20 protein-coding genes and 4 pseudogenes are annotated in these 25606 nt (G+C 68.9%); 11 read left to right on the top strand and 13 right to left on the bottom strand.

All coding sequences use genetic code 11. The features are described from left to right. Nucleotides 1-63: 63 nt before the first annotated feature. The 5 genes and pseudogenes from PL79_RS34380 to PL79_RS34355 all read right to left on the bottom strand — a co-directional run bounded on the left by PL79_RS34380 (nucleotide 64) and on the right by PL79_RS34355 (nucleotide 3525). A complete protein-coding gene (locus tag PL79_RS34380; RefSeq protein WP_044848409.1) occupies nucleotides 64-366 on the bottom strand; it encodes a DUF3331 domain-containing protein in 303 nt (100 codons plus the stop codon). Nucleotides 367-716: 350 nt separating this feature from the next. Continuing rightward, nucleotides 717-992, bottom strand: a pseudogene (locus PL79_RS34375) (efflux transporter periplasmic adaptor subunit); the annotation flags it as partial. 12 nt (nucleotides 993-1004) lie between these two features. Then, a pseudogene (locus tag PL79_RS36970) lies at nucleotides 1005-1148 on the bottom strand (FUSC family protein); the annotation flags it as partial. A gap of 126 nt (nucleotides 1149-1274) precedes the next feature. Further along, nucleotides 1275-2228 (bottom strand): LysR family transcriptional regulator, encoded by a 954-nt coding sequence (locus PL79_RS34365; RefSeq protein ID WP_044848437.1) that lies wholly within the window; start codon nucleotides 2226-2228, stop codon nucleotides 1275-1277. 658 nt (nucleotides 2229-2886) lie between these two features. Further along, a complete protein-coding gene (locus PL79_RS34355; protein ID WP_044843905.1) occupies nucleotides 2887-3525 on the bottom strand; it encodes a hydrolase in 639 nt (212 codons plus the stop codon). Nucleotides 3526-3825: 300 nt separating this feature from the next. On the opposite strand from PL79_RS34355, the gene PL79_RS34350 reads away from it, so the two are divergent. Together PL79_RS34350 and PL79_RS34345 are read left to right on the top strand one after the other, a co-directional pair. Further along, on the top strand, nucleotides 3826-4719 hold the full coding sequence (locus PL79_RS34350) for a LysR substrate-binding domain-containing protein (RefSeq protein WP_044843906.1): 894 nt from the start codon (nucleotides 3826-3828) through the stop codon (nucleotides 4717-4719). A 264-nt stretch (nucleotides 4720-4983) separates the two neighbouring features. After that, on the top strand, nucleotides 4984-7233 hold the full coding sequence (locus PL79_RS34345; protein ID WP_044843907.1) for a putative bifunctional diguanylate cyclase/phosphodiesterase: 2250 nt from the start codon (nucleotides 4984-4986) through the stop codon (nucleotides 7231-7233). Nucleotides 7234-7237: 4 nt separating this feature from the next. Here the strand turns inward: PL79_RS34345 and PL79_RS34340 are convergent, their stop codons facing one another. From PL79_RS34340 to PL79_RS34330, 3 genes are all read right to left on the bottom strand, one after another. Further along, on the bottom strand, nucleotides 7238-8329 hold the full coding sequence (locus PL79_RS34340; RefSeq protein ID WP_044843908.1) for a diguanylate cyclase domain-containing protein: 1092 nt from the start codon (nucleotides 8327-8329) through the stop codon (nucleotides 7238-7240). A gap of 55 nt (nucleotides 8330-8384) precedes the next feature. Next, nucleotides 8385-9389 carry a chemotaxis response regulator protein-glutamate methylesterase gene (locus PL79_RS34335; protein WP_044843909.1) on the bottom strand — a complete coding sequence of 335 codons (1005 nt, stop codon included), beginning with the start codon at nucleotides 9387-9389 and terminating at the stop codon, nucleotides 8385-8387. A 391-nt stretch (nucleotides 9390-9780) separates the two neighbouring features. Beyond that, nucleotides 9781-10005, bottom strand: coding sequence for a hypothetical protein (locus tag PL79_RS34330; protein ID WP_039357299.1), 225 nt, complete (start codon nucleotides 10003-10005; stop codon nucleotides 9781-9783). 388 nt (nucleotides 10006-10393) lie between these two features. Here PL79_RS34330 and PL79_RS34325 point away from each other — a divergent pair. From PL79_RS34325 to PL79_RS34310, 4 genes and pseudogenes are all read left to right on the top strand, one after another. Continuing rightward, nucleotides 10394-10504: pseudogene (locus tag PL79_RS34325) on the top strand (5-oxoproline transporter, DUF969 family subunit); the annotation flags it as partial. Then, a pseudogene (locus tag PL79_RS34320) lies at nucleotides 10495-10704 on the top strand (5-oxoproline transporter, DUF979 family subunit); the annotation flags it as partial. The pseudogenes PL79_RS34325 and PL79_RS34320, both read left to right, overlap by 10 nt. A gap of 10 nt (nucleotides 10705-10714) precedes the next feature. Next, nucleotides 10715-11746, top strand: coding sequence for a DUF2891 domain-containing protein (locus PL79_RS34315; protein WP_044843911.1), 1032 nt, complete (start codon nucleotides 10715-10717; stop codon nucleotides 11744-11746). Nucleotides 11747-11900: 154 nt separating this feature from the next. Beyond that, complete coding sequence (locus tag PL79_RS34310) at nucleotides 11901-12965, top strand: asparaginase (protein ID WP_044843912.1); 1065 nt, start codon at nucleotides 11901-11903, stop codon at nucleotides 12963-12965. A gap of 75 nt (nucleotides 12966-13040) precedes the next feature. Here PL79_RS34310 and PL79_RS34305 read toward each other — a convergent pair whose 3' ends face one another. Further along, the gene (locus tag PL79_RS34305) at nucleotides 13041-14015 is read right to left on the bottom strand and encodes a LysR family transcriptional regulator (RefSeq protein ID WP_044843913.1); all 975 of its coding nucleotides are present in this window, start codon (nucleotides 14013-14015) and stop codon (nucleotides 13041-13043) included. 156 nt (nucleotides 14016-14171) lie between these two features. Between PL79_RS34305 and aspA the strand changes: the two genes are divergently transcribed. Together aspA and PL79_RS34295 are read left to right on the top strand one after the other, a co-directional pair. Then, on the top strand, nucleotides 14172-15578 hold the full coding sequence (aspA, locus tag PL79_RS34300; protein WP_044843914.1) for an aspartate ammonia-lyase: 1407 nt from the start codon (nucleotides 14172-14174) through the stop codon (nucleotides 15576-15578). A gap of 102 nt (nucleotides 15579-15680) precedes the next feature. Continuing rightward, entirely contained in the window at nucleotides 15681-17180 is a 1500-nt protein-coding gene (locus PL79_RS34295; RefSeq protein WP_044843915.1) for an amino acid permease, read from the top strand. Between the two features lie 33 nt (nucleotides 17181-17213). On the opposite strand, the gene PL79_RS34290 is transcribed toward PL79_RS34295, so the two are convergent. Then, nucleotides 17214-17903, bottom strand: a complete 690-nt coding sequence (locus PL79_RS34290) for an alpha/beta hydrolase (protein WP_044843916.1) — start codon at nucleotides 17901-17903, stop codon at nucleotides 17214-17216. A 262-nt stretch (nucleotides 17904-18165) separates the two neighbouring features. On the opposite strand from PL79_RS34290, the gene PL79_RS34285 reads away from it, so the two are divergent. Next, nucleotides 18166-18408 carry an antitoxin gene (locus PL79_RS34285; RefSeq protein ID WP_044843917.1) on the top strand — a complete coding sequence of 81 codons (243 nt, stop codon included), beginning with the start codon at nucleotides 18166-18168 and terminating at the stop codon, nucleotides 18406-18408. A gap of 15 nt (nucleotides 18409-18423) precedes the next feature. On the opposite strand, the gene PL79_RS34280 is transcribed toward PL79_RS34285, so the two are convergent. Then, nucleotides 18424-19911 (bottom strand): aldehyde dehydrogenase, encoded by a 1488-nt coding sequence (locus PL79_RS34280; RefSeq protein WP_044843918.1) that lies wholly within the window; start codon nucleotides 19909-19911, stop codon nucleotides 18424-18426. Nucleotides 19912-19939: 28 nt separating this feature from the next. Next, complete coding sequence (locus PL79_RS34275; RefSeq protein WP_044843919.1) at nucleotides 19940-20545, bottom strand: thioesterase family protein; 606 nt, start codon at nucleotides 20543-20545, stop codon at nucleotides 19940-19942. Between the two features lie 261 nt (nucleotides 20546-20806). On the opposite strand from PL79_RS34275, the gene PL79_RS34270 reads away from it, so the two are divergent. Together PL79_RS34270 and PL79_RS34265 are read left to right on the top strand one after the other, a co-directional pair. Continuing rightward, nucleotides 20807-21937, top strand: coding sequence for a porin (locus tag PL79_RS34270; RefSeq protein WP_044843920.1), 1131 nt, complete (start codon nucleotides 20807-20809; stop codon nucleotides 21935-21937). 43 nt (nucleotides 21938-21980) lie between these two features. Further along, complete coding sequence (locus tag PL79_RS34265; protein WP_044843921.1) at nucleotides 21981-23372, top strand: FAD-binding oxidoreductase; 1392 nt, start codon at nucleotides 21981-21983, stop codon at nucleotides 23370-23372. Between the two features lie 97 nt (nucleotides 23373-23469). Here the strand turns inward: PL79_RS34265 and PL79_RS34260 are convergent, their stop codons facing one another. Next, a complete protein-coding gene (locus PL79_RS34260) occupies nucleotides 23470-25599 on the bottom strand; it encodes an acetate--CoA ligase family protein (RefSeq protein ID WP_044843922.1) in 2130 nt (709 codons plus the stop codon). Nucleotides 25600-25606 lie beyond the last annotated feature (7 nt).

Raw genomic sequence — 25606 nt, 5'->3', positions numbered from 1 at the left:
ACGCACAACGCACAACGCACAACGCACAACGCACAACGCACAACGCGCAACGCGCTCCGCGCATCACGCATCGAGCGACGCCACCGCATCTGCCGCGATCATCGCGAGGTGATTCGCGGGCCGCGGCCGGCCGGTCGGACGAAACACGGCCTCGCCCTGCACGATGGCGCGGCCCGAATACGCGCACCGTCCGTCGCGCCGGGCGACCGCGCGGCGCCATTTCTGTTCGCCGTAGTGCAGGCGGCCGCTTTCGACCCAGCGGACCAGCAGCGATTCGTGCGACCACTCCAGCAGCGTGACGTGAATCTGGCTGCGACCGGGTGACGAGATGCGCGGCGCGATGCCGACGGAAGAGACGGTCAGCATGATCGATTGCTTTCGGCGCGACCGCCGCGGCGCCGATCCGCATCGCGCGGCAACGAACGGCACTGCATCGGCCGCCCGGTGCGGCGCCGGAGTTCGTGAGTTACGCTGAATGCCATTGCCAGTCTCCTGCCGGCCGGCGAGGCCGGCGCGGGGTCGATCGAGGCCGCGCGCGCTCGACGCGGCCGGTTCGGGATGCGTCGACGGAGCGGGTGCGCAGTACATACCGCTCGCATCGCCGACGAACGCCCAGTGTAAAAGCGCATGCCGGGCCACCGGAAGGCGCGCGAACAAGAACACGGTGTTGCCCGATATCGAACACGGGCGTCTGTGCCTACGGCCGCACCACGGCATCAAGGGCGCGTATCCGGCGCCGTGCCGCGCGCCATCGCGTGCGGCATCGGGCGCAGCGTGACCGTGCAGGTCGTGCCCGCCGCGAGGAAGCCGTCGCGCGGCATACCGTCCAGCCGGATCCGGACCGGCACGCGCTGCGCGAGCCGCACCCACGTGAAGATCGGGTTGACGTCGGCGAGCAGCGTCGCGCCGGCCGGATTGTCGCGATCGCTGATGCCGCGCGCGACGCTTTCGACGTGTCCGGTGAGCGACGGCCCGCCGGACAGCAGCCGGATCGCCGGCATCATCAGGATCACGACCGTCACCATCGCCATGCGCGGCGCTGCCAGCTCCAGCCGCATCGACACGCCCACTGCCAGCACGACGGCAACGACGGTCTTCGCGACATGGAACAGGCGCGCGCCGTCGGTTCGGCCGTATTCGCGGCTCATGCCGAGCAGCATGCGAGCGAACGCCGCTGCGTTGACAGGCCTGGCTAGCGCGGGCTTGGTCCGCGGCATGGCGTGACGGCAGGACGGATCCGGCGGGACGGCGGCGACACGGTGGCGCGCATCGCGTCAGACGGAATCCGTCGACAGCATTTCGGCATGCAGCTCCTTGTCCGTGCCGGCGGACGACGGCGGATCGAGCAGCGCGATGCGCACGTGTTCGATGAACAGCTTCAGCTTGTTGCTCGCGTACGGATTGCGCGGATAGACCGCGTAGATCACTTCGTCCTGCGGTGCTTCATCGGCGAGCACGCGCACCAGCCGGCCGTCGCGCAGGCAGTCGTCCGCGATGTAGCGCGGCAGCATCGCGATGCCGATGCCTTGCACCGCGGCGTCGCACAGCGTTTCGCCGTTGTTGGACAGGAACACGCTGCCCGGGCTGATCGCGCGCGGCTTGCCGAGGCTGCCGGGCGTCGTGAACGTCCAGGTGGCCGACGGCGCCGTATGGCTGTAGTTCAGGCAGCGGTGCTCGAGCAGCGCGTCGATCGAGTCCGGTTCGCCGTGAGCGGCGAGGTAGTCGGGACTGCAGACGACGACGCGCTCGCATGCGGCGACGCGGCGTGCGATCAGCGCGCTGTCGGGCAGTCGCGCGGAGCGGATCGCGACGTCGAAGCGCTCGACTTCGAGGTTCATCGTGCGATCGTCGGTGTCGAGCGTGACGCGCAGCTGCGGATGCGCGGCGGCGAAGGCCGCGACCGCCGGCCCGAGCAGGCGGCGAGTGAGACTCACCGGCGACGTGATGCGCAGCTCGCCGCACAGTCCGTGCGAGCGTTCCGCGATTTCCTCGGCGACGTCGACGAGCCGGCGCATCGATTCCGACGCGGCACGATAGAAGATCATGCCGTCTTCGGTCGGCGTTACGTTGCGGGTCGAGCGCATCAGCAGCTGCACGCCGAGCGTGCGCTCGAGGTCGCTGATGCGCTTGCTGACGACGGACTTCGACAGGCCGAGCCGGCGTGCGGATTCGGTGATGCTTTGCCGCTCGACGGCGAACAGGAAGGCCTGGATATCGTCTATGTTCAGGGATTTCATGATGCTGTCCGAGGGGCGTCGGGCATGAGTAAAGGGCGGCGGTTTGCTGCGCTGCCACGCATGCCGAGGCGATCGACGGGCGACGCGACGGCGGCGGCCGGCGGCGCGAATCGTGTGACGAAAGCGCGGCGCGCGGCGGCATGCGCCGAAACGGCTGCGACGCGTGGGAAACGCAACGCGCCGCCGGCATGTCGCGGCCGCGCGAACGACTTCGCGCGGCTGCGCTGCAACGCGGCGCGAACGGGCAGTGCGGGGGCGCGGCGGGTTACGCGAGCTTGATGCGAGTCCGATGCCGTTGGCAATCCGTATGAGTCCAAGCGTAGTGGAACGTGTCGCGTGTCGATAGCCGGGCCGGATGGTCCTCAGTGTTCCGTGCATGGAACGATCGATCGCGCCGCCGCCAGGGGCGGCGCGATCTGCGAATCGCTGCCGGTGCTTGCCGGCGCGGCGGCGGGCGTCAGGCGATCTGATCGAGGCGATAGACCTCCACCGTGTCTACGGCATCCCGGTCGCGGGCCTGGAACGCCGCGATGTGCGTGCGTATTCGTAACGGATCGGAGGGAATGCGTCGATGCAGGGTGGTGTCGCGGTTGCGACCGCCGGTATCCGGACGGTCGCAACCGCGCGAAACGGCATGCGCCGTCGCGGCTCAGCTCTTGTCGTACGAGAACTGGATGCCCGCGGTGCCGCCGGTTTCGATGAACAGGTTGATGAACGCGGGGACGGTTGCGCTGCGCGCCCAGTCGCGCTGCAGTTCGCAGAACAGCTGCGCGACGCTGATCATCTGGCCGCCGGCCTGCTCGATGCGGCGCAGCGCGGCTTCGTGCGCGGCGACCGACGTGCCGCCGACCGCATCGACGACCACATAGACTTCGTAGCCGGCCTTCAGCGCGTCGAGCGCGGGGAAGGTCAGGCACGCTTCGGTCCACAGCGCGGTCATGATCAGTTTCTTGCGGCCGGTGGCCTCGACGGCCTTGCGGAACTCGACGTCTTCCCACGAGTTGATGCTGGTGCGGTCGTAGGTCGGATAGCCTTCGAGCGCGGCGCGCAGTTGCGGGATCGGCGGCTTGTTCAGGCCGGTCTTCACGTTGACGGTCGAGTGGACGATCGGCAGGTCGTACGCGACCGCGGCCTTCGATGCGCCGACGATGTTGTTGATCAGCAGCTGGCGATCCATCGATGCAATCGAGTTCACCTGGACCGGCTGGTAGTCGATGACGATGAACGCTGCGTTCCGCGGGGTGAGCAGGTGGTCGTTCGCGGGATCGCGAATCGGTTCGCTTGCCATGGTTGCCTCCAGAAACAGGACAGGAAGTGAGAGAAATCCCGAGGATCCAGGGTGGGCGGCCGCGGCGTCGGGATCGTCGTCGCGGCGGGGCGCCCGCGCTGTCGCACACGTCCGATACGGTGCGCGCGGCGGGCGAATGCTCCAAGCTTAGTCAATCGATTCGGCGCGCGAGGCGCCCGTCAGGGAAAATCTCCGGTCGCGTTCGCGCAATCGATCCCCATCGAAGAACGATGCTATGCGCGCAACAACCGGGTTTCCAGTCCCGTAGAATGCCGTCAGTGTTCTATGGGTGGAACAATCATGGATGACCTGAACGACCTCTACTATTTCGTGAAGGTGGTCGAGCACGGCGGCTTCACGCAGGCGGGGCGGGCGCTGGATGTCCCGAAGTCGACGCTGAGCCGGCGCATCGCCGCGCTGGAAGCGCACTACGACGTGCGGCTGCTGCAGCGGACGACGCGTCATTTCACGGTCACGGAAACCGGCCGCGAATTCTACGAACGCTGCCTCGCGGTGCTGGTCGAGGCCGACGCGGCGCGCGAGGTGATCGAGCGCCGGCACGCGGAGCCGCGCGGGATCGTCCGCGTGAGCTGCCCGACCGCGCTGCTCGAATATCGCGTGAGCGAGCTCGTCGCGCGCTTCATGGCGATTCATCCGGCGGTACACGTGCATCTCGAAGCGACGAACCGCCGGGTCGACCTGCTGAGCGAAGGCTTCGACCTGGCGCTGCGCGTGCGTTTCCCGCCACTGGAGGACAGCGACCTCGTGATGCGGATTCTCGGCGACAGCCCGCAGCGGCTGGTGGCCGCGCCGCAGTGGCTGGCCGGACGCACGGTGCCGGCCGACCCGGCCGAGCTGGCCGGCGAGCCGAGCCTCGACTGGGGGCCGCCGCGGCAGCACGTGTGGCAGCTGGTCGGGCCGAACGGCGAGCAGGCGCAGCTGCGCCATCATCCGCGCTACATCTCCGACGACATGCACGCGTTGCGCGACGCGGCGATTCATGGCGTCGGCATCGTCCAGTTGCCGTGCATGGTCATCGAGGACGACCTGCGCGACGGCACGCTGATCGACGTGCTGCCGGGGTGGGCGCCGAAGGGCGGCGTGATTCACGCGGTGTTCCCGTCCCGGCGCGGGCTCCTGCCGCGCGTGCGGCTGCTGATCGACTTCCTCGCCGAACACATCCGCAAGGACTGACGGCGGCCGGCGGGGGCGGTGCGCTATAAGTAATCGTCTGACAAATCGCGGCGGCGTCCCGCCGGCCGCGACCACGCGTATACCCTCGATGCGCGCGGGTACGCCAGCGGGCGCGGATTGGTGTTAAATATATTTTGGCGCGCCGTGACCGGCGTGCAATGGGGGCGCACCGGGGGGGCGAGTCGACTCGGGGCGATATACGGCACGAAGAATCGCTACGAATCGGGCGCATCAGACCCGGTCGAACTGACGGCAGGATTCATCTTGAATACCGAACCGCAAAGTTCTCGCTACAGTCTCGGCCTCGCAGCGGAAGTGCTCGCATCCGAGCAAAGCGTGCTGAGGCTGATCACACGCAATACACCACTGCCGGAACTGCTCGTCGAGGTCTGCCGGCGCGCCGAGGCGCTGCTCGGCGACGGCGCGTCGTGCACGATCCTGCTGCTCGACGCGGACGGCGTGCACGTGCACGTCGGTGCCGCACCGTCGCTGCCCGTGCAGTACAGCGCGGCGATCGACGGCGCATCGATCGGGCCCGCCGCGGGCTCGTGCGGCACGGCGATGTTCGAGCGCCGGATGATCGCCGTCGAAGACATCGAAACCGATCCGCTGTGGGCTGCCTACCGTTCGTTCGCGTTGCCGCACGGCCTGCGCGCGTGCTGGTCGGTGCCGTTCCTGGACGATACGGGCACCGTGCTCGGCGCATTCGCCGTCTATCACCGTACGCCGCGGCGGCCCACCGACACCGAAACCGACCTGCTGCGCGATATCGGCAACAGCGTCGGCCTCGCGGTGCACCAGGACTGGATCGCGCGGCAGCTCGCGCGCAGCGAGGAACATCACCGCCTGGTCGTCAACAGCCTGAACGAAGGGATTCTCGTCGTGTCGCGCGACGGCATCGTGATCGCGAGCAATCCGAGCGCGAACCGGATGATGCGTGCGAAGGGCGACCTCGTCGGCCGCCGGCTGTCGACGGTGATCCTGTACAAGCTGCGCGAGGACGGCACACCGCTCGCCCCCGACGACTGGCCGAGCCGGCTCGCGTTCACCACGGCCATGCCGCAGCTCGACTACTCGGTCGGCTTCGGGCTCGCCGACGGCGACGTCATCTGGGTGCGCGGCAACGCGGTGCCGATCGTGAAACCGGGCGAGACGCAGCCCGAATCGGTGCTCGTGTCGTTTCACGACATCGGCCCCGTGCGCGAAGCGCAGCAGCAACTGCGCTACCTGGCGACGCGCGACGCGCTGACGGGCCTCTACAACCGGCGCTGGCTCTCCGAACGGATGCGCGAGCTGTTCGGCGCGCGCGAGGCGGCGGCCGGGCCTGCGCATGTCGCGATCCTGTTCCTCGATCTCGTCGGCTTCAAGAAGGTCAACGACACGGCCGGCCACGAGGCCGGCGACGCGCTCTTGCGCAGTGTCGCGGCGCGCCTCGCGGCCTGCGCGGGCGGGCGCCACGCGCTCACGCGCGTCGGCGGCGACGAGTTCGTGATCCTCGTCGACCACTGCGACGATCCCGACGAGCTGGCCGTGCTCGCGCGCGAGGTGATCGACACGATCGCGCAGCCGTTCGAGATCGCGAACAACGAATACTGGCTCGGCGTGTCGATCGGCATCAGCGTCGCGCCGCGCGACGGCGACGATTCGGTCACGCTGATGCGCAACGCCGACTCCGCGATGTACGACGCGAAGCAGCGCGGCCGCAACCACTTCACGTTCTTCACCGCGCAGCTGAACCAGCGCCTCCAACGCCGCTTCGCGATCGAGCAGTCGCTGCGGCGCGCGTTCTCGTCGGACATGCTGCGGCTCGCGTACCAGCCGGTCGTCGACGCGCGCAGCGGCCGCACGGTCGGCGCCGAAGCGTTGCTGCGCTGGACGAGCCCCGAACTCGGGCCGATGTCGCCGGCGGAATTCATTCCGGTCGCGGAAGATACCGGGCTGATCGTCGCGATCGGCCAGTGGGTGCTCGAAACGGCCTGCCGGCAGGCCGCCGAATGGCGCCGCACGATCGCGCCCGACCTGACGCTCGCGGTCAACCTGTCGCCGCGGCAGTTCCACGAGGGGCTCGTCGAGTCGGTCTACCACTGCCTCGCGCAGACGCAGCTCGATCCGGGGGCGCTCGAACTGGAGATTACCGAAGGACTACTGATGAACGACACGGACACCGTGCTGCCGATGCTCGAAGCGCTCACGGACATGAACGTGCGGATCTCGGTCGACGATTTCGGCACCGGCTACTCGTCGCTCGCCTACCTGAAGCGTTTCCCGCTGCACAACCTGAAGGTCGACCGTTCGTTCGTATCGGGCGTGCCCGATCATCGCGACTCGGTCGCGATCACGCAGGCCGTCGTCGCGATGGCGCATTCCCTCGGGATGAAGGTCACCGCGGAAGGCGTCGAGACCCAGGCGCAGTCGTGGTTCCTGCAGCAGATCGGCTGCGACATGCAGCAGGGCTACCTGTTCGGCCGGCCGCTCGATCCGACCGATTACGCGCGCCGGCTCGTCACCGTGTAGGCGTTCAGGCGAAACCGCCGCCGGCCGGCGGAACCGGGGGCGCCGGCGGCGCGTCGATCTCGACGCGATTCTTGCCGTCGTGCTTCGCGCGATACAGCGCGCGATCGGCCGCCTCGATCAGAGCGGTGGTCGGCAGGCCGGGGGCCGGCACGATGCTCGCGCCGCCGATGCTGATCGTCACGTAGCGGCCCGTCGACGCGTGCACATGCTCGAGCCGCAGCGACTCGACCGCGAGGCGGATCTTCTCGCCGAGCAGCCGCGCGGCGCCCGGCGACGTGGCCGGCATCACGACCGCGAACTCCTCGCCGCCGAAACGCGCGGCGAGATCGCCGGACTGCCCGAGACAGCGTTCGATGGTCGTCGCGACCTGCTTGAGCACGCTGTCGCCCGACACGTGGCCGTACGTGTCGTTGTACAGCTTGAAGTTGTCGACGTCGATCATCAGCAGCGACAGCTCGCTGCGCTCGCGCGTGCCGCGCCGCCATTCGGCGGCCAGGTATTCGTCGAGATAGCGGCGGTTCGACAGCCCGGTCAGGCCGTCCGAATGCGTGAGGCGCCGCAGTTCGAGATTGGCCTCGAGCAGTTGCTGCTGCGATTGCCGCAGCGCGCGGTAGGCCTCGTCGCGCTGCAGCAGGTTCATGTACGAGCGCGAGTGATAGCGGATCCGCGCGGCCAGCTCGATGCGGTCGGGCAGTTTCACGAGATAGTCGTTCGCGCCGGCCGCGAACGCGGCGCTCTTGATCACCGGCTCTTCCTGCGTCGACAGCACGATGATCGGCACGTCACGCGTCGCCGGATTCGCGCGGTATGCCTTCACGAGGCTCAGCCCGTCGATGCCGGGCATCACGAGATCCTGCAGGATCACGGTCGGCCGCGTCTCGATCGCGGTCGCCAGCGCGTCGTCCGAGCGCGGGCAGTAGTGGAAGTCGATGCCGTCCTCGTCGACGAGTGCGCGCCGGATGGCTTCCGCGACGATCGTCTGGTCGTCGACGAGCAGGACCATCGCGGGGGTGTCGGCGTGCGGCGTGGGCGGCACGTGCAAGGCGTCGAACGCCGCCTGCAGGCTGCCGGGCGGGCGGGTGAGGTCGCTGGTCATGATTGATGCAGGGTCGCGCCATGGCTGCGACGGGTGTGACAGGGTTTCATTGGGTTCAGATTCGCGCGAGTGCCGCCAGCTCGCCCGCGATGCGCTCGAGCGGCAGGATCGCGCGGGCCGCGCCGAGCGTCGCGGCCGCCTTCGGCATGCCGTAGACGGCGCTGGTCGCCTCGTCCTGCGCGATCGTGTGATAGCCCTTCATCCGCAGGGCCTTCAGGCCGATCGCGCCGTCGCGTCCCATGCCGGTCAGCAGCACGCCGATCACGCGGCCCGGCCAGTGCTCGGTCAGGCTGTTGAAGAACACGTCGACCGACGGCCGGTACGGCGTGGCGGCCGGTTCGCGCGTGTATTCGAGCGTGCCGGTGCGCGTGATGCGCAGGTGATCGTCGGTCGCCGCGAGCAGCGCGACGCCCGGCTGCGGGCGGTCGCCTTCGTGCGCGACGCGCACGGTCAGCGGCGTCTGGCCGTCGAGCCATTGCGCCATGCCTTCGGCGAACGCGCGATCGACGTGCTGGACGATCACGATCGGCGCGCTGAAGTCGGCCGGCAGGCTGCCGAGGATCGACGCGAGCGCGCCGGGGCCGCCGGCGGACGCGCCGATCGCGATCAGCGGGCCGCCGCCCGTGCGCGAGGCCGTGCCGGCCGCGCGGACACCGCCGGGCGCGTCGAGCAGGCGGCCGATCTGGTCGATCTTGGCGAGCAGCAGCCGCGCGGTGTCGCCGGCCGCGTCTTCGCCGAGGCGAGGCGTATCGACCGCGTCGAGCGCGCCGGCACCCATCGCTTCGAACACGCGCCATGCGTTCGCGCCGATGCAGCTCGTCACGATCAGGATCGCGCACGGGCGGGCGGAACGCATGATCCGCCGCGTCGCCTCGATCCCGTCGCACTTCGGCATGACCAGGTCCATCAGCACGACGTCGGGCGGTTGCGCGGCGCACAGTTCGACGGCTTGCGCGCCGTCGGTCGCGACCCACAGCACGCGATGCTCGGGCCGGCGCGCGAGCGCGCGGCGCATCGCCTCGACGGCAAGCGGGAGGTCGTTGACGATGCCGATATTCACAAGCGGGATGCTCCGGTCGGTTCGTAGTGTTGGGTATGGGCCGGGTTCATGAAAGGCAGTGCCGGTTCGGCGCCGCCGAACGGCATCGGCGGGCGCGCGGCACGGAATTCTTTTCGATTGGCGACGTCCGCATGCTGTCATGCGACGCGAGCGGCGGCAATCGAAAAAATTGCGCATTGCGTCGTTTCAGCCCCTTTTCCCTATTCCGGGGCGACATTTTTTGCCGCCCGCGAAGGCGGACGGCCATCTGCGGGACGATGCGGCAGTGCGGAAACCCGTTGCCGGCGCGTTCGTTTCGGCGGGAAACGGGCGGGCGCATGCGCGGGCATCGGCGAGCCGGCCGCGCAGGCCGCGCAGGCCGGCGCACCGCGCCCGGGGCGCGTTCAGTCGATCAATGGCTGCGCGCGTACCCCTGGATCAGCGCGCGCATCATCCCTTCGACGGTTGCGTCGAGCAGGTCGGCCTCCTGCTCCGATTCCTCGACGAGCGCGGCATAGGCGGTCGCGAGCGTCACGCGGTCGACTTCGTGGCGTTGTTCCATCAGCGTCACCATCCCGTCCTTCGCCAGATGAGCGGAGAACGCGCGGCTGCCGATGGTCTGGAATACGTCAATCATGGCGGCTCTCCCGAACGTTGCCGATGCCTTCCAGTTTAGTCGGCGCACCGGCGCTCCGCCATGCGCGGCGGCCGCGCGGGCCGCCCGCGGTTCGCGCGGCGCAAGCGTCCATGCCGCGCGCGCCGCCGTTGCCGCCCGCTGCCGACCGCTGCCGACCGCTCGGGCCGCACACGGTCGAAACACCGCTGACACACCTCTGGCACACGGCTGACATACGGCAGGCACAAGGCCGGCGCACGGTAGTACCGGTTTCAACGTTTAGCCGAAGCCTTAAATTGTCGACTTTTTATCGATAAAATCTGGTGTTGGATTTTGCGGCCTGAACCCGGTCGAAACCGGGCGGGCGGCACGTCGTCACGGCGCCGCGCATCCAACACAAGGAGGAGCAATGCTGGTGCTGATTGGCGTGCCGATCGTCGTGATCGGTTTCGCGCTGCGCTTCAACGCGCTGCTGGTGGCGACGATCGCGGGCCTCGCGACGGGGCTGGCGGGCGGGATGCGATCCTCGGCGCGATCGGGATGCCGAGCGGCTTCTGCGATACGCTGATGACGCCGATGGCCGCGAACTTCAACATCGTGCCGGCCGCGCTGCTCGAACTGAAGGACAAGAACGGCGTGATCAAGGCGCAGTGGCCGACCGCCGTGTTGCTGCTGGCCGTCAACACGCTGCTGATGTACGCGTTCGTATTCCGCTTCTGACGAGATGCCCATGACCGACCGACTGACCCCCGAACTCGCCTCGAAATTCGCGTCGCTCGCGCTCGCGCACCTGACCCGCGAATATCCGAACAGGCTCACTCATTCGCTCGAAGGCCCGCACGACGTGCAGGGGCCGCGCGCATTGCACCCGATCTTCTACGGCAGCTACGACTGGCATTCGTGCGTGCACGGCTACTGGCTCGTGCTGCGCGTGCTCGAACGCTATCCGGCGCTGGCGGAAGCCGAGCGGATCATCGCCGTCGTCGACGCGCATTTCACCGACGCGAACGTCGCCGGCGAACGCGCGTATCTCGCGCTGCCGCACAACAGCGGCTTCGAGCGGCCGTACGGATGGGCGTGGCTGCTGGCGCTGTCCGCGCAGCTGGAGCGGCTCGCGCTGAAGGGCGTGGTGCCGCAGGCCGCCCGCTGGGCGAAGACGATCGCGCCGCTCGCCGACCTGTTCGTCGCGCGCTTCGAGACCTTCCTGCCGAAGGCGACCTATCCGCTGCGGGTCGGCACGCACTTCAACACCGCGTTCGCACTGGCGCTCGCACTCGACTTCGCGCGCGCGACGCAGCGCGACGGGCTCGCGGCGCTGATCGTCGATACCGCGAAACGCTGGCACCTGAACGATGTCGCGTGCCAGGCGTGGGAGCCGTCGGGCGACGAGTTCCTGTCGCCCGCGCTGATGGAGGCGGAGCTGATGCGGCGCGTGCTGCCGGCGGCCGAATTCGACGGCTGGTTCGCGCGTTTCCTGCCGGATCTCGCGCGCGGCGAGCCGGCGACGCTGTTCGTGCCGGCGACGGTCAGCGACCGCAGCGACGGCAAGATCGCGCATCTGGACGGCTTGAACCTGAGCCGCGCGTGGTGCCAGCGCGCGCTGGCCGGCGCGCTGCCGGCAGACGATGCACGGCACGCGAGGCTGCTCGATGCGGCCGACCGGCATCTCGCGAGCGCGCTCGCGCACGTGGCCGGCGATTACATGGGCGAGCACTGGCTCGCGACGTTCGCGCTGCTGGCGATCGAAGGCTCCGTGTACTGAATCTGTCAGGTTTTCGTGGGGGCCGACGGCTTTGCATCCGGCGCAATACCACTTTCCACCGGCCGACCGGCTCGACCCGGCGGCAGACTCGATACACTGCCGTACCGGTTGCACGGGCCCCGGCATTCAGGCCCCGACGAAGGAGACAAGACAGATGGACACCCAACGCGCAGCGGTCGTGACGTACCGCGGCAAGGCGATCGAGAATAAACACGTCGCCGACGTGGCGGTGGTGGATGCCGGCGGCAAGCTGCTGTTCCGGCTCGGCGATCCGTACCGGATGACGCTCGCGCGCTCGGCGGCGAAGCCGGCCCAGGCGCTGTCCGTGATCGAGACGGGCGCGCCCGAGCGGTTCGGTTTCGACGACGCGGACATCGCGTTGATGTGCGCGTCGCACAGCAGCGAGGAGCGGCACATCGCGCGCACGCGGGCGATGCTGGAGAAGGTCGACGCGCAGGAGTCGGATCTGCGGTGCGGCGGGCATGCGCCGCTGTCGGACGCGGTGTACCGGTCGTGGATCAAGCGCGACTACACGCCGACCGGCGTCTGCAGCAACTGTTCGGGCAAGCATGTCGGGATGCTGGCCGGCGCGCGGGCGATCGGCGCCGCGATCGCCGACTATCATCTGCCGGAGCATCCGATGCAGGTGCGCGTGAAACAGGTGGTCGCCAACGCGTGCGGCCTGCGCGACGACGAGGTCGACTGGGCGATCGACGGCTGCAACCTGCCGACGCCGGCGTTCCCGCTCGATCGCCTCGCGCGTCTTTACGCGTCGCTGGCCGACGGCGCGGATACGGTGGCAGCCGGCGGCGCCGCGGCGGCCGGTCGCGTGCGCGCGCTGGCGCACATTCATCATGCGATGACGGCCCATCCGGAGCTGGTCGCCGGAGAAGGGCGCTATTGCACGGTGCTGATGGATGCGTTCGAAGGGCAGGTCGTCGGCAAGCTCGGTGCGGATGCGTGCTACGGGATCGGCGTACGCGCATCGGCGCGCACGCGGGCGCTCGGCGCCGACGGCGCGCTCGGCCTCTCGGTGAAGATCGAGGACGGCAACATCGACGTGCTGTACATGATGGTCAGCGAACTGCTCGAGCGTCTGCAGATCGGCACGGACGCGCAGCGCGCGCGGCTCGCCGCGTTCCACCGGCCGCGGATGCTGAACACGCAGGGTGTCGAGATCGGGCACGCGACGTTCCCGTTCGAATTGCAGCCGGCCTGACGGGCGTCGGCGCACCGGTGCCGCGGGCCGCGGTGCGCAGCGGCGCCGCGTTGCCGGCCGGCGCGACGGCAACCGCTACGCGCCCGCGTCGCGAATCTTCGCCAGCTCGACTTCCGACAGCTCGCCGATGTGCGCGAGGTGCTCCATGAGGAAGTCCTTCAGCACGCGCAGCTTCGCCGAGCTGCGCCGGTTCGACAGATACGCGATGTAGATGTAGTCGCCCGTCAGCTTGTTCTGCAGCCGGTAGCGCGGCAGCACGGCTTCGAGCCGGCCGCTCGCGAGCAGGTCGCGCACCAGCCAGATCTCGAATTCGGCGATGCCGAGCCCCGCGCAGGTCGCATCCAGCAGCAGTTCCGAGTGATCGGTGACGAGGTTGCCGGCCGGCAGCACGCTGTGCCGCGCGTCGCCGCGCACGAGCTCCCAGCGCGGATCGCCTTCCGGGTGCACGTAGCGCAGGCAGTTGTGATGCCGGAGATCGTCCGGCGTCGCGGGGCGTCCGCAGCGGTCGAGATAGCCGGGCGTCGCGCACAGGATGCTGTCGTTGCGCGACAACCGGTGGACGACCAGGTTGTCCAGGTAGTTCTCGCCCTCGTGAATGTCGAGGTCGAAGCCGCCGGCGACGAGGTCGTTGTGGTTGTCGGTGAGCCGCACGTCGAGCTGGATCGTCGGGTAGCGCGCGAGAAACGGCGCGATCAGCGGCGCGAGGTGGCGGCGGCCGAACCCGACCGGCGCGGTGAGCTTCAGCGGGCCGCTCGGCTGCGAATTGAGCTCGGCGACGACGCGCAGCGTGTCGTCGAGATCGGCGATCAGCGTGACCGCGCGTTCCAGGTAGATGTGGCCGGCCTCGGTCAGCGTCACGCTGTGCGTCGAGCGATGCAGCAGCGCGACGCCGAGCGCGTCCTCGATCGCCGTGATCTTGCGCGCGACGGTGGACGTCGACACGTGCATCTCCTTCGCGACCGCGGAAAAACTCCCCATTTCGACGACCCGCACGAACGCGCGCATCGCGCCGAGGTGATCGATGCCGGTGTCTCTTGCCATTGTTTTCATTCGTCTCTCGCTGTTGCGTCCCACGCAAAACCGCTTTCGATAATACAGAGGCGAGCTTCTTTATGCAAAGGCATAGAATGCGATCCCGTCGCACGGGGAAGCGGTGAACGCAGCCGCCTGGCCGCGGCGGCACGAGACATTTCAGGAGGGGCACCCATGACGGAAAACGGCTTCCGCGTCGAAGCGGATCTCTTAGGGAAACGAAGCATTCCGGAGTCTGCGTACTACGGCGTCCATACGCTGCGCGCGAAGGAGAACTTCGACATTTCGGGGCGCACGATCGCGTCGCTACCGTACCTCGTCATGGCGCTCGCGGCGGTGAAGGAAGCCGCGGCCGACGCGAACTGCGAGCTCGGGCTGCTGCCGCACGCGTATCGCGACGCGATCGCCGCCGCCTGTGTCGAGATCCGCGAAGGCCGCCTGCACGACCAGTTCGTGGTCGACATCATTCAGGGCGGGGCCGGCACGTCGACCAACATGAACGCCAACGAGGTGATCTGCAACCGCGCGCTCGAGATCATGGGGCATGCGCGCGGGCAGTACGAATACCTGCATCCCAACGAGCACGTCAACCTCGCCCAGAGCACGAACGACGTCTACCCGACCGCGATCCGGATCGCGACCTGCTTCGCGGTCGAGCATCTGCTCGACGCGATGGCGCGCCTGCGCGATGCGTTCGCGGAGAAGGCCGACGCGTTCTCGGATCTGTTGAAGCTCGGCCGCACGCAGTTGCAGGACGCCGTGCCGATGACGCTCGGCCAGGAGTTCTCGACCTACGCGGTGATGGTGACGGAAGACATCGCGCGCCTGCAGGAAGCCGGCTTGCTGATGCGCGAGATCAATCTCGGCGCGACCGCGATCGGCACCGGCATCACCGCCCATCCGCAGTACGCGGAGAAGGCGCTGGCCGCGCTGCGCCGCATCACCGGCCTGGACCTGAGCACCGCGCCGAACCTGATCGAGGCGACGCAGGACTGCGGCGCGTTCGTGCAGGTCTCCGGCGTGCTGAAGCGGATCGCGGTCAAGCTGTCGAAGATCTGCAACGACCTGCGGCTGCTGTCGAGCGGCCCGCGTGCCGGCTTCGGCGAAATCAACCTGCCGCCGGTGCAGGCCGGCTCGTCGATCATGCCGGGCAAGGTGAACCCGGTGATTCCGGAAGTCGTGAACCAGGTCGCGTTCGAAGTGTTCGGCAACGACCTGACGGTGACCTTCGCCGCCGAGGCCGGCCAGCTTCAGCTCAACGCGTTCGAGCCGGTGATCGCGAGCGCGCTGTTCCGCAGCTTCGGCCACCTGACGGCCGCCTGCACGACGCTCGCGGACCGCTGCGTGAGCGGAATCACCGCGAACCCCGAGCGCTTGCGCGAAACGATGGAGCGGTCGGTCGCGCTCGCGACCGCGCTGAACCCGTACATCGGCTACAAGCGCGCGACCGCCGTGGCCGCCGAGGCGCACGCGAGCGGCAAGTCGATCCGCGAAGTCGTGCTCGATCGCCAGCTGATGACCGCCGCGCAACTGGACGAGGCGCTGCAGCCTGAAGCGCTGATCCGTCCGCGCGCGTACTGATTCCGGCCGCGCGGCGCCGGCGCATGCCGCCGGCGGCCCGCGCGCGGCCGTTCCCGCAGCGCCCGTCGACGGGCGCGACACATCAAGAAACGGAGACACACCATGAAGCACGCCAGCGAGCGCGCGGCCGACCCGGCCGGCGGCGCGGACCCCCGTCACGCCGATCGCGATGCGATGTTCGCGTCGCACGAAGCCGGCTATGCGCAGCACCTGAAGCCCCGCCACGTACAGATGATCGCGATGGGCGGTGCGATCGGCACCGGCCTCTTTCTCGGCGCGGGCGGCCGCCTGCAGAGCGCGGGGCCCGCGCTGGCCGTCGTGTATCTCGTGTGCGGCGCATTCGCCTTCCTGATCATGCGCGCGCTCGGCGAGCTCGTGATGCACCGGCCGACCAGCGGCTCGTTCGTGTCGTACGCACGGGAGTTCATGGGCGAGCGCGCGTCGTTCGTCGCGGGCTGGATGTACTACCTGAACTGGGCGACCACCGGCATCGTCGACATCACCGCGGTGGCGATCTACATGAAGTACTGGGCCGTGTTCACCGACGTGCCGCAGTGGGTGTTCGCGCTCGGCGCGCTGGGGATCGTGTCGGTGATGAACATGATCGGCGTGAAGGTGTTCGGCGAGATGGAGTTCTGGTTCTCGATCGTCAAGGTGGGGACGCTCGCGCTGTTCCTCGCGGTCGGCGCCGTGTTTCTCGCGAGCGGCCATCCGGTTGCCGGGCAGATGCCGGGGCTGCACCTGATCGCGGATCACGGCGGGATCTTCCCGCACGGGATCCTGCCGGCGGTGCTGATCGTGCAGGGCGTCGTGTTCGCGTATGCGAGCATCGAGCTCGTCGGCGTCGCGGCCGGCGAGACCGCCGATGCGCGCAAGGTGCTGCCGAAGGCGATCAACAGCGTGATGTGGCGCATCGCGCTGTTCTACGTCGGCTCCGTCGTGCTGCTGACGATGCTGCTGCCGTGGACCGCGTACAGCGCGCACGAAAGCCCGTTCGTCACGTTCTTCAGCAAGCTCGGCGTGCCGTACGTCGGCACGGTGATGAATGTCGTGGTGCTGACCGCCGCGCTGTCGAGCCTGAACTCCGGCCTCTATTCGACCGGGCGCGTGCTGCGTTCGCTCGCGATGGGCGGCTCGGCGCCGCGCTTCGTGTCGCGGATGAACGCGCGCGGCGTGCCGTACGGCGGGATCCTGGTCACGGTCGCGGTCAATGCGATCGGCGTGCCGCTGAATTACATCGTGCCGGCGCAGGCGTTCGAGATCGTGCTGAACATGGCGTCGCTCGGGATCATCACGACCTGGGGCTTCATCGTGATGTGCCAGATCCTGTTCCGCCGCGCGGTCAATCGCGGCGAGCTGAGCCCCGTGTCGTTCCGGATGCCCGGCGCGCCGTTCACGTCGTGGCTCACGCTCGGGTTCCTGGTCAGCGTGCTGGTGCTGATGGCGTTCGATTACCCGGGCGGCACGTGGACCGTCGCGATGATTCCGGTGGTCGTGCTCGCGCTGGTGGTCGGCTGGAAGCTGGCCAAGCGCGGTGCCGCGCGAGAGGCTGCTGCCGAGGCTGGCGTGCCGATCGTTGCCGATCCGGCGAGCAACGTCTGACGACAGGCCCGGGCGGGCGACCGCCCGGTGCGCTCAGTTCAACCCGGCGCGTGCGCCGACCCAGCGGCTGAAGTCGCCGGCCATCTGCGCGGTCAGCTCGTGGCCGGCGTCATAGAGCTGCGTGTCGTGCGCGACGCCGAGCGCCGTCAGTTTCGCGTCGGCCGTGTTCGCCCACGCGACCGGCAGCTTGTCGTCGAAGCGGCCGTGCATCACCAGCGCGTGCAGCGGGCTCAATGCATCGCGGGACGCGATCAGCGGATCGATCTCCGGCAGGATGCGCCCGCACAGCACCGCGAACGCGGCGACGTCGGCCGGCGAGGTGAGACCGACGCTCGCGCTCATGATGCCGCCCTGGCTGAAGCCGGCGATCACGGTCGGCACGGCGGCGGGTTCGTTCCCGATGTCCCGCGCGCGCAACGCGCGCAGCAGCGCGATCAACTGCACACGGCTCGCGTCCGCGCGGGCCGCATCGATTTCCGGGCCGTTCGGGCCGAAGCGCACCGGAAACCACGCGTGCTGGCCGGGGCCGAACGTCAGCGGCCCGCGCACGAACGCGATTTCGACGCGCGGATCGATCGTGCCGGCCAGGTTCAGCAGGTTGGTTTCGTTGCCGCCGACGCCGTGCAACAGCAACAGGCGGCCCGCGGGGCGGCCGGCGGCCGGGCGCAGCCGGTAGTGGAGGCCCGATTCGGGGTCGGTGGTCAGCGGCAGGACATCGGTCATTGCGTGGGTCCGGTGGGGAAATGATCCGATAGTCTAGAACGTGCGACCGGGGAGATGAATCGCCGGATGGTGATTGATTGCTTCCTGTTGGGAATGAATGTGGAGCCAGAATGTCCGATATTGGGTACGGCTACGTGTGTCCCGTCGCGAGCAAATTTCCCGAGAGGCGACCGTTCATCACCAATATGTCGACCGCACGACTCGCCGCCGCGACCCACAGTCGGCAAAATATCCGCGTTTTGTCGATGCGTGGAGTGCCGAGATGGAGACCGCCAGGATTTTCGAGCATGATGGATCGCAGGCTGTTTGCTTGCCGAAGGATTTCCGCGTCGATACCACGGAGGTCCGGATTCGGCGGCACGGCGCGTCTGTCATCCTCGAGCCCGTGCCGCAAGGCTGGGCGTGGTTGACGCCACTGATCGGCCCGGTTGATGCCGATTTCGAGGAAGCTGCGACAACCGAGCCCGCCGCCCATGAATGCTCCGGGCCGGACGTGTTCGAATGAAGTTTCTGCTGGATATCACCGCAACCGGATCACCGTCGACTTCAACTCCGTGTACTTCTCCAGCGCGTGCAATGAGTTGTCGCGCCCGTTGCCCGATTCCTTGAAGCCGCCGAACGGGAAGTTCATGTCGTCGGTTTCCTCGTAGCCGTTCACCCACACCGTGCCGGCCCGCAGCCGCCGCGCGGTTTCGTGCGCGGTCGTCAGGTTCGCGGTCCACACCGACGCCGCGAGCCCATAACGCGTGTCGTTCGCGAGCGCGACGGCCGTATCGAGATCGTCGAACGCCGTCACCGCCAGCACCGGCCCGAAAATCTCCTCGCGCACGATCCGCGCATCGGCCCGCGGACAGTCGAACACGGTCGGCTCGACGTACTGGCCGCCGCTCGCGGCGCGCGCGCGCCGGCCGCCCGCGAGCAGCGTCGCCTCGTCGCGGCCGGCGTCGACGTAGCCGAGCACGCGCTCGACCTGCGCGGCGTCGATCAGGCTGCCCATCCGCGTGTCGGGCGACAGCGGATCGCCGGGCGCATACTCGGGCGCGATCGCGAGCACGCGCGCGACCAGTTCGTCGCGGATCGCGCGATGGACGAGCAGGCGCGAACCCGCCGTGCACATCTGCCCGGTGTTGTAGAACACCGCATGCGCGACGGTGCGCGCCGCGCGTTCGAGATCGGGGCAATCGGGCAGCACGATCTGCGGCGACTTGCCGCCGAGTTCGAGCCATACGCGCTTCAGGTTCGAATCGGCCGCGCAGCGCGCGACTTTATGGCCGACCGCGGTCGAGCCGGTAAACGCGATGCAGTCGACGTCCGGATGCCGCGCGAGCGCTTCGCCTGCATCGCCGAACCCCGGCAGCACGTTCAGCACGCCGGCCGGCAGCCCGGCCTGCACGGCCAGCGCGGCGAGCCGCAGCGCGCTCAGCGGCGACTTCTCGGACGGCTTGAGCACGACGCTGTTGCCCGCCGCGAGCGCGGGCGCGCATTTCCACATCGCGATCATCGCGGGGAAATTCCACGGCACGACGGCCGCGACCACGCCGATCGGCTCGCGCGTGACGAGTCCGACGAGATGCGCGTCGGCCGGCGCGACTTCGCCGCCGGTCTTGTCGATCGCCTCGGCGAACCACTCGGCGCAATACGCGGTGGACGGGATGTCGATCGTGGTCGTATCGCCGATCGGCTTGCCGGTGTCGAGCGTTTCGAGCAGCGCGAGATCGTTCGCGTGCTCGCGGATCAGCGCGGCCCAGCGCAGCAGCACGCGCTTGCGTTCGCGCGGCGATGCGTCGCGCCAGATGCCGCTTTCGAACGCGCGCCGCGCGGCGGCGACCGCGAGGTCGGCGTCGGCCGCGCGGCAATGCGCGACCTGCGCGAGCACGCGGCCGTCGATCGGGCTCGTGCATGTGAAGGTGGCGCCGTCGTGCGCGTCGCGGAACGTGCCGTCCACGAACGCGCGGGAAGCGATGTCGAGCTGGCCGGCGCGGCTGCGCCAGGCGTCGTGCGTCTGCATGGGAAAACTCCGTCGTGGTTCGGCTTGGTCAGCGGGAAGTGGAAGCAGCGGAAGCAGCGGAAACGGCAGGCACCGCGCGGCGGATCGCGATCGCACGGCCCGCGTGTGGCTCGCGCGGCGCGCGCGCATGCTCGGCGTGAATCGCGTCGAGATGCCGGCGGATCGCGTCCGGAAACGGCGCCGAGCGTTTCGCGCGCATGTCCACGTGCGTGAGCAGCTGTTCGCCGGTCGCGAGTTGCGCGCCGGTCGTCGCGTGATGCATCGAATGGAACACGTGCAGCCGGCGATCGTCCAGGTCGAGTAGCCGCACCGTGAGCCGCAGCGGCTCGCCGAGCATCGCTTCGCGCAGGTGGCGGATGTGCGTTTCCGCGGAATAGATCGAGCAGCCGGCTTCGCGATAGTCGTCGTCGATGCCGAAGTAGCGGAAGAACGCATCGCTGCTGTCGCCGAACACGAGCAGGTAGCACGACTCGCTCATGTGGCCGTTGTAGTCGACCCACTCGGGCTGCACGATGCAGCGATGCAGTTCGAGCGGCGTCGCGATCGGCGCGGCCGGGTCGTACGGGCGCGACTTCTGTCCTTCGTAGGCCGAGCGCAGGCGCGGCTCGGCGGCGGGGCTGAGGGTGGTCGTCATCCAGTGCACTCCGAGGTTCGGAACGGGCCCGCATGTCGTCCGCGGGGCTGCCGGTCGATGTTATGACGGGTTGAACGTTTTTTCAATAATGAAATCGCCGATGGGTGTAAACACCGGTGCATCCGCTCTCGTCAATCGATTGAACATTCATTCAGCAAAACCTATACTCGCCAGCGCCGCGGTGCCGAAGCGAAGCAGGCGGGCGGCGTTCACGCACAACGAAAATCGAGCCGCCGTGCGCGGCAACCGGAGACACCGAAAATGAAGAAGCGCTTCCTGCTGGCCGGCATGATGTCGGTGATGGTCCACGGCTACGCCCATGCCCAGAGCAGCGTGTCGCTGTACGGGATCATCGACGGCGGCATCACTTACGTGAACAACACGGGCGGCGCGCATGCGTACCTGTTCGACGACGGCGTGTCGTACGGCAACCGCTTCGGCCTGATGGGCACCGAGGATCTCGGCGGCGGCAACAAGGCGGTGTTCAAGCTCGAGAGCGGCTTCCGGCTCGGCACCGGCAGGCTGAACCAGGGTGGCGCGATGTTCGGGCGGCAGGCGTACGTCGGGCTCGGCAACGACTGGGGCACGCTGACGTTCGGTAATCAGTACGACTTCGCATTCGACTTCACGGCCGCGTACAACGTCAGCGCGTTCGGCAGCGGCTACGGCGTGCATCTCGGCGATTTCGACCGCCAGAGCGGGGGCCGGCTGCAGAACGCGGTGAAATTCGTCAGCAACAGCTTCCACGGGCTCGTGGTCGGCGGCATGTATTCGTTCAGCAACGACGCGGGCAGCTTCCATGACGGGAGCGCATGGAGCGTGGGCGCGAGCTACACGCACGGCGATTTCTCGGCGGGCGGCAACTACACGCGGCTCAACGCGCCGCGCAGGCTCGCCGCGCTCGATCCGTATGCGCAGATGGGCGTGCGGACGATGCTCGGGCAGACGGTCGCGACGGTCGACCCGGCGACGGGCGCCGTCACCGACCTGCACGATTCGACGCCGTTCTCGATCGATTCGCAATCGATCTTCGGTGTCGGCGCGTCGTACACGTTCGGCAAGCTGACGCTGAACGCGGACTTCAGCAACACGACGTTCAAGGGCTACGGACAATCGTCGACGATGCGCGTGTACGAAGCGGGCGGCCTGTACCAGGCGACCGTGCCGCTGTCGCTCGTCGCCGGCTATCAGTACACGACGTTCGAAGGTCATCACTGGCACGAAGTCGCGCTCGGCGCGCATTACGCGCTGTCGAAGCGCACCGACGTGTATGCGGCGGTCGACTGGATGCGTGCATCGAACGGCGTCGACGCGGTGATCGGCTACAGCTTCACGCCGTCGACGAGCCGCACGCAGGCCGCCGCGCGCATCGGCATGCGGCACAATTTCTGATCCTCACTCGTTCCCGGGCCGGGTTCGGCCGGCCCCGTCGATCATGTCCGATCCTTCCTTGAACGGCGACGTCGTCGCCGCATTGCGCGACGCACTCGGCGCCGATTGCATCGGCGTGGGCGACGCGATCGGCGCGCGTCATTTCACGAACTACGGCGAAGCGGCCGGCCCGCGGCCGCGCGCGTTGGTGCGGCCGCGCAGCGTCGACGACGTGAGCCGCGCGCTCGCGATCTGCACCGCGTATCGTCAGACGGTCGTGCCGCAGGGCGGAATGACGGGGCTCGCGGCAGGCGCCGGGCCCGGTGCGCAGGACGTCGTGCTGTCGCTCGAACGCATGAAGGGGATCGTCGAGATCGATGCGGACGCGGCCACCGTCACCGCGTGGGCCGGCACGACGCTGCAGGAGCTGCAGCAGGCAGCGGACGACGCGGGATTCGCACTCGGCATCGATCTCGGCGCGCGCGGCTCGTGCCAGATCGGCGGCAACGTCGCGACCAATGCGGGCGGCAATCGCGTGATCCGCTACGGTACGACGCGCGAGCAGGTACTCGGCCTCGAGGTCGTGCTGGCCGACGGCACCGTGCTGAGTTCGCTGAACAAGATGCTGAAGAACAACGCGGGTTACGACCTGCGGCAGATTTTCGTCGGCAGTGAAGGCACGCTCGGCGTCATCACGCGCGTCGTGCTGCGGCTCCATCCGCGGCTCGCCGCGCCGTCCACCGCGTTGTGCGCGGTGCGCGATACGGCGGCGGCGCTCGCGCTGCTGCGCGACGCGCGTGCCGCATGCGCGGACTTGCTGAGCTTCGAGGCGATGTGGCCGGCGTTCTACGGCTACGTGTGCGCGCATACGCCCGGCATGCGCGCGCCGCTGCCGGCGGACGGCGGCGTCAAGGTGCTGATCGAATGCGCGAGCGGCGATGCCGTGCAGACGGCCGAACGGTTCGAAGCGGTGCTGGCCGACTGGCTCGAACGCGGGCTGATCGACGATGCGGCGCTCGCGCAGACCGCGGCCGATGCGCAGGCATTCTGGACGGTGCGCGAAGGGCTCGCGATCGACGATCTCCCTGGTCTCGTCAATTTCGACGTCGGCATTCCGCCGCGCGCGACGGAGAAGTTCATCGACGCGTGCGAGCGCGCGCGGAACGCGCGCTGGCCCGGGGCGCACGTGTTCTTCTTCGGCCACCTCGGCGACAGCAACCTGCATGTGTGCGTTTCCGCGCCGTATGCGACGGGCGAGGGCGCGCACGACGTCGACGCGGTGTTGTATCCGCTCGTGCGCGATGCGGGCGGCTCGGTGTCGGCCGAGCACGGGATTGGCCGCTACAAGCGCGACTGGCTCGGTTGTTCGCGCAGCGACGCCGAGATCGCCGCGATGCGACATCTCAAGCATGCATTCGATCCGTTCGGACTTCTGAATCCTGGCAAAGTGATCTGAACGGCGGATCGTTCTTCGTTTTCGACGGACGGCTTGGCAATCAGGCAGCGACCCGCTCGCGCATCGCGCGAGCGGGCCGCCGCTTTTCAGGCCGGCATCACGCGTCGAGCCTCACCAGCGCATCGACGGCCACCGCGCCGCGTTCCATCACCAGCAGCGGATTGACGTCGAGTTCGACGAGCGTGTCGGCATGCGCCTGTGCGAAGCGTGCGATCGCCATCACATTCGCGACGACCGCATCGAGATCGGCCTTCGGCCGCCCGCGATAGCCGGTCAGCAGCGGGCCGAGCTTCAACCCGAGCAGTGCGTCGCGCACGTCGCTTTCGCGCACCGGCAGCAGCAGCGTCGCGGTGTCGCGGATCAGTTCGACCAGCACGCCGCCGGTGCCGAGCACCAGCGCGAGACCGAAATTCGGCTCGCGCTTCACGCCGACGATCAGCTCGAGCAGCGGCGCGTCGGCCATCTTCTCGACGAGAATGCGTTCGACGTGCACATCCGGCGCATAACGCGCGACCTGTTCGGTCATTCGCACGACGGCCGCGGCGACGGCTTCGGGCGAGCCGAGCTTCAGCGCGACCGCGCCGGCCTCGGTCTTGTGCGGCAGGCGATCGCTGACCACTTTCACGCAGACCGGAAAGCCGAGCCGCTGCGCGGCGGCCGGCGCATCGGCGGGCGCGACGCATTCGGCCGGCGGCACGTCGAGCCCGTGCGCGGCCAGCATCCGCTTGCTCGCCCATTCGTCGTGCAGCGTCGCGGTGCCGTGGCCGCCGTCGCCCGCGCGCAGTACCGGCAGCGCGTTCAGCGCGTCGGCGTCGAGCACGCGGCGGCGCGTGTCGCCGTAGGTCATCGCCGCGCCGATCGCAGCGATCCCGTCGGCCAGCCCCTGCAGCGGCGCGATGCCGGCGGCGGCCATGCGGGCCGCACGATCGGGCGGCGTCAGGTCCGGAAACACCGAAATCACCGCGCCGACCACGCCGTGCTGGCGTGCGGACGCCGCGAACGCGTCCGCGGCGATATCGCACAGCGGCCGCTCGCCGGTCGCTTCCTGCGGATAGTCGAGGATCATCGCGGCGGCGCCCGGGCGATCGGCGAGCAGCGCGTCGCAGCACGCGCGCATCTTGTCGGGGGCGCCCCACGGCGTGGTCGTGAAGTCGAGCGGGTTCGCGATCGTCGCGTACGCGGGCAGCACGTTGCCGAGCGCGTCGCGGCCGGCATCGCCGACCGGCGGAAAAACGATGCCGCGCGCTTCGCCGAGATCGGCGACGAGCCCCGCATCGCCGCCGGACGTCGCCAGCGCGGCGAGCGTGCGGCGCTCGGGCACGCCTGCGATCGCGAGCAGCTTCAACGTCTCGACGAGGCCGACCGGGTCCTTCACGCGAATCACGCCGAGCCGCCGGAACAGCGCGTCGTACAGCGCGTCCGAGCCCGCGAGCGAACTCGTGTGGCTCATCGCGAGCTGCGCGCCGAGCGTCGACGTGCCGCTCTTCAGCGCGACGATCGGCACGCCACGCGCGAGCGCGCGGGCCGCGGCCTCGCTGAACGCGCGCACGTCCTTCAGCCCTTCGAGATGCACGCCGATCGCGCGGATGCGCGGATCGTCGACGAACGCATCGACGAGGCGCGCGATATCGACCGACGCCTGGTTGCCGACGCTCGCGAGATACGCGAACGGCACCGAGCGCGCGCTCATCGACAGGTTGTACGCGAGGTTGCCGCTCTGCGTGATCACCGCGACGCCCGATTCGACGCGCGGCGCGCAATGCGCGACCGGCCACAGCGCGCTGCCGTTCAGCCCGTTGATCAGGCCGTAGCAATTCGGGCCGAGCACGGCCATGTCGCCGGCCGCGTCGACCAGCGCCAGCTGCAGCGCGGCGCCGTCGGCGCCCGTTTCGGAGAAACCCGACGCATAGACGATCGCGCCGCCGGCGCCGCGTGCGGCGAGCGCGCGCACGACGTCGATCGCCTGGCGCGCGGGCACCGCGACGAACACGGCGTCCGGCGCGGCGGGCAGGTCGGCGACGCTCGCATGGCAGCGCACGCCGTCGATCTCCGCATGATTCGGATTGACGAGCCGGATATCGCCGGCATAGCCGTAATCGCGACAGCGCTGCACGGCGCCCGCGATGCCGCGTCCGCCGACGAACGCGATGCTGGCCGGGTCGAGCAGCCGGCGCAGATTGGCCGCGGCGGCCGCGCGGCGATCCCTGACTGCGGGAGAGGAAGTCATGAAAGGT

Origin of the sequence: Burkholderia sp. USMB20, from assembly GCF_000949135.2 — a bacterium.
GTDB lineage: Bacteria > Pseudomonadota > Gammaproteobacteria > Burkholderiales > Burkholderiaceae > Burkholderia.
The sequence above is the reverse complement of the archived record's forward strand: the minus strand, read 5'-3'. Positions and strand labels throughout refer to the sequence as shown.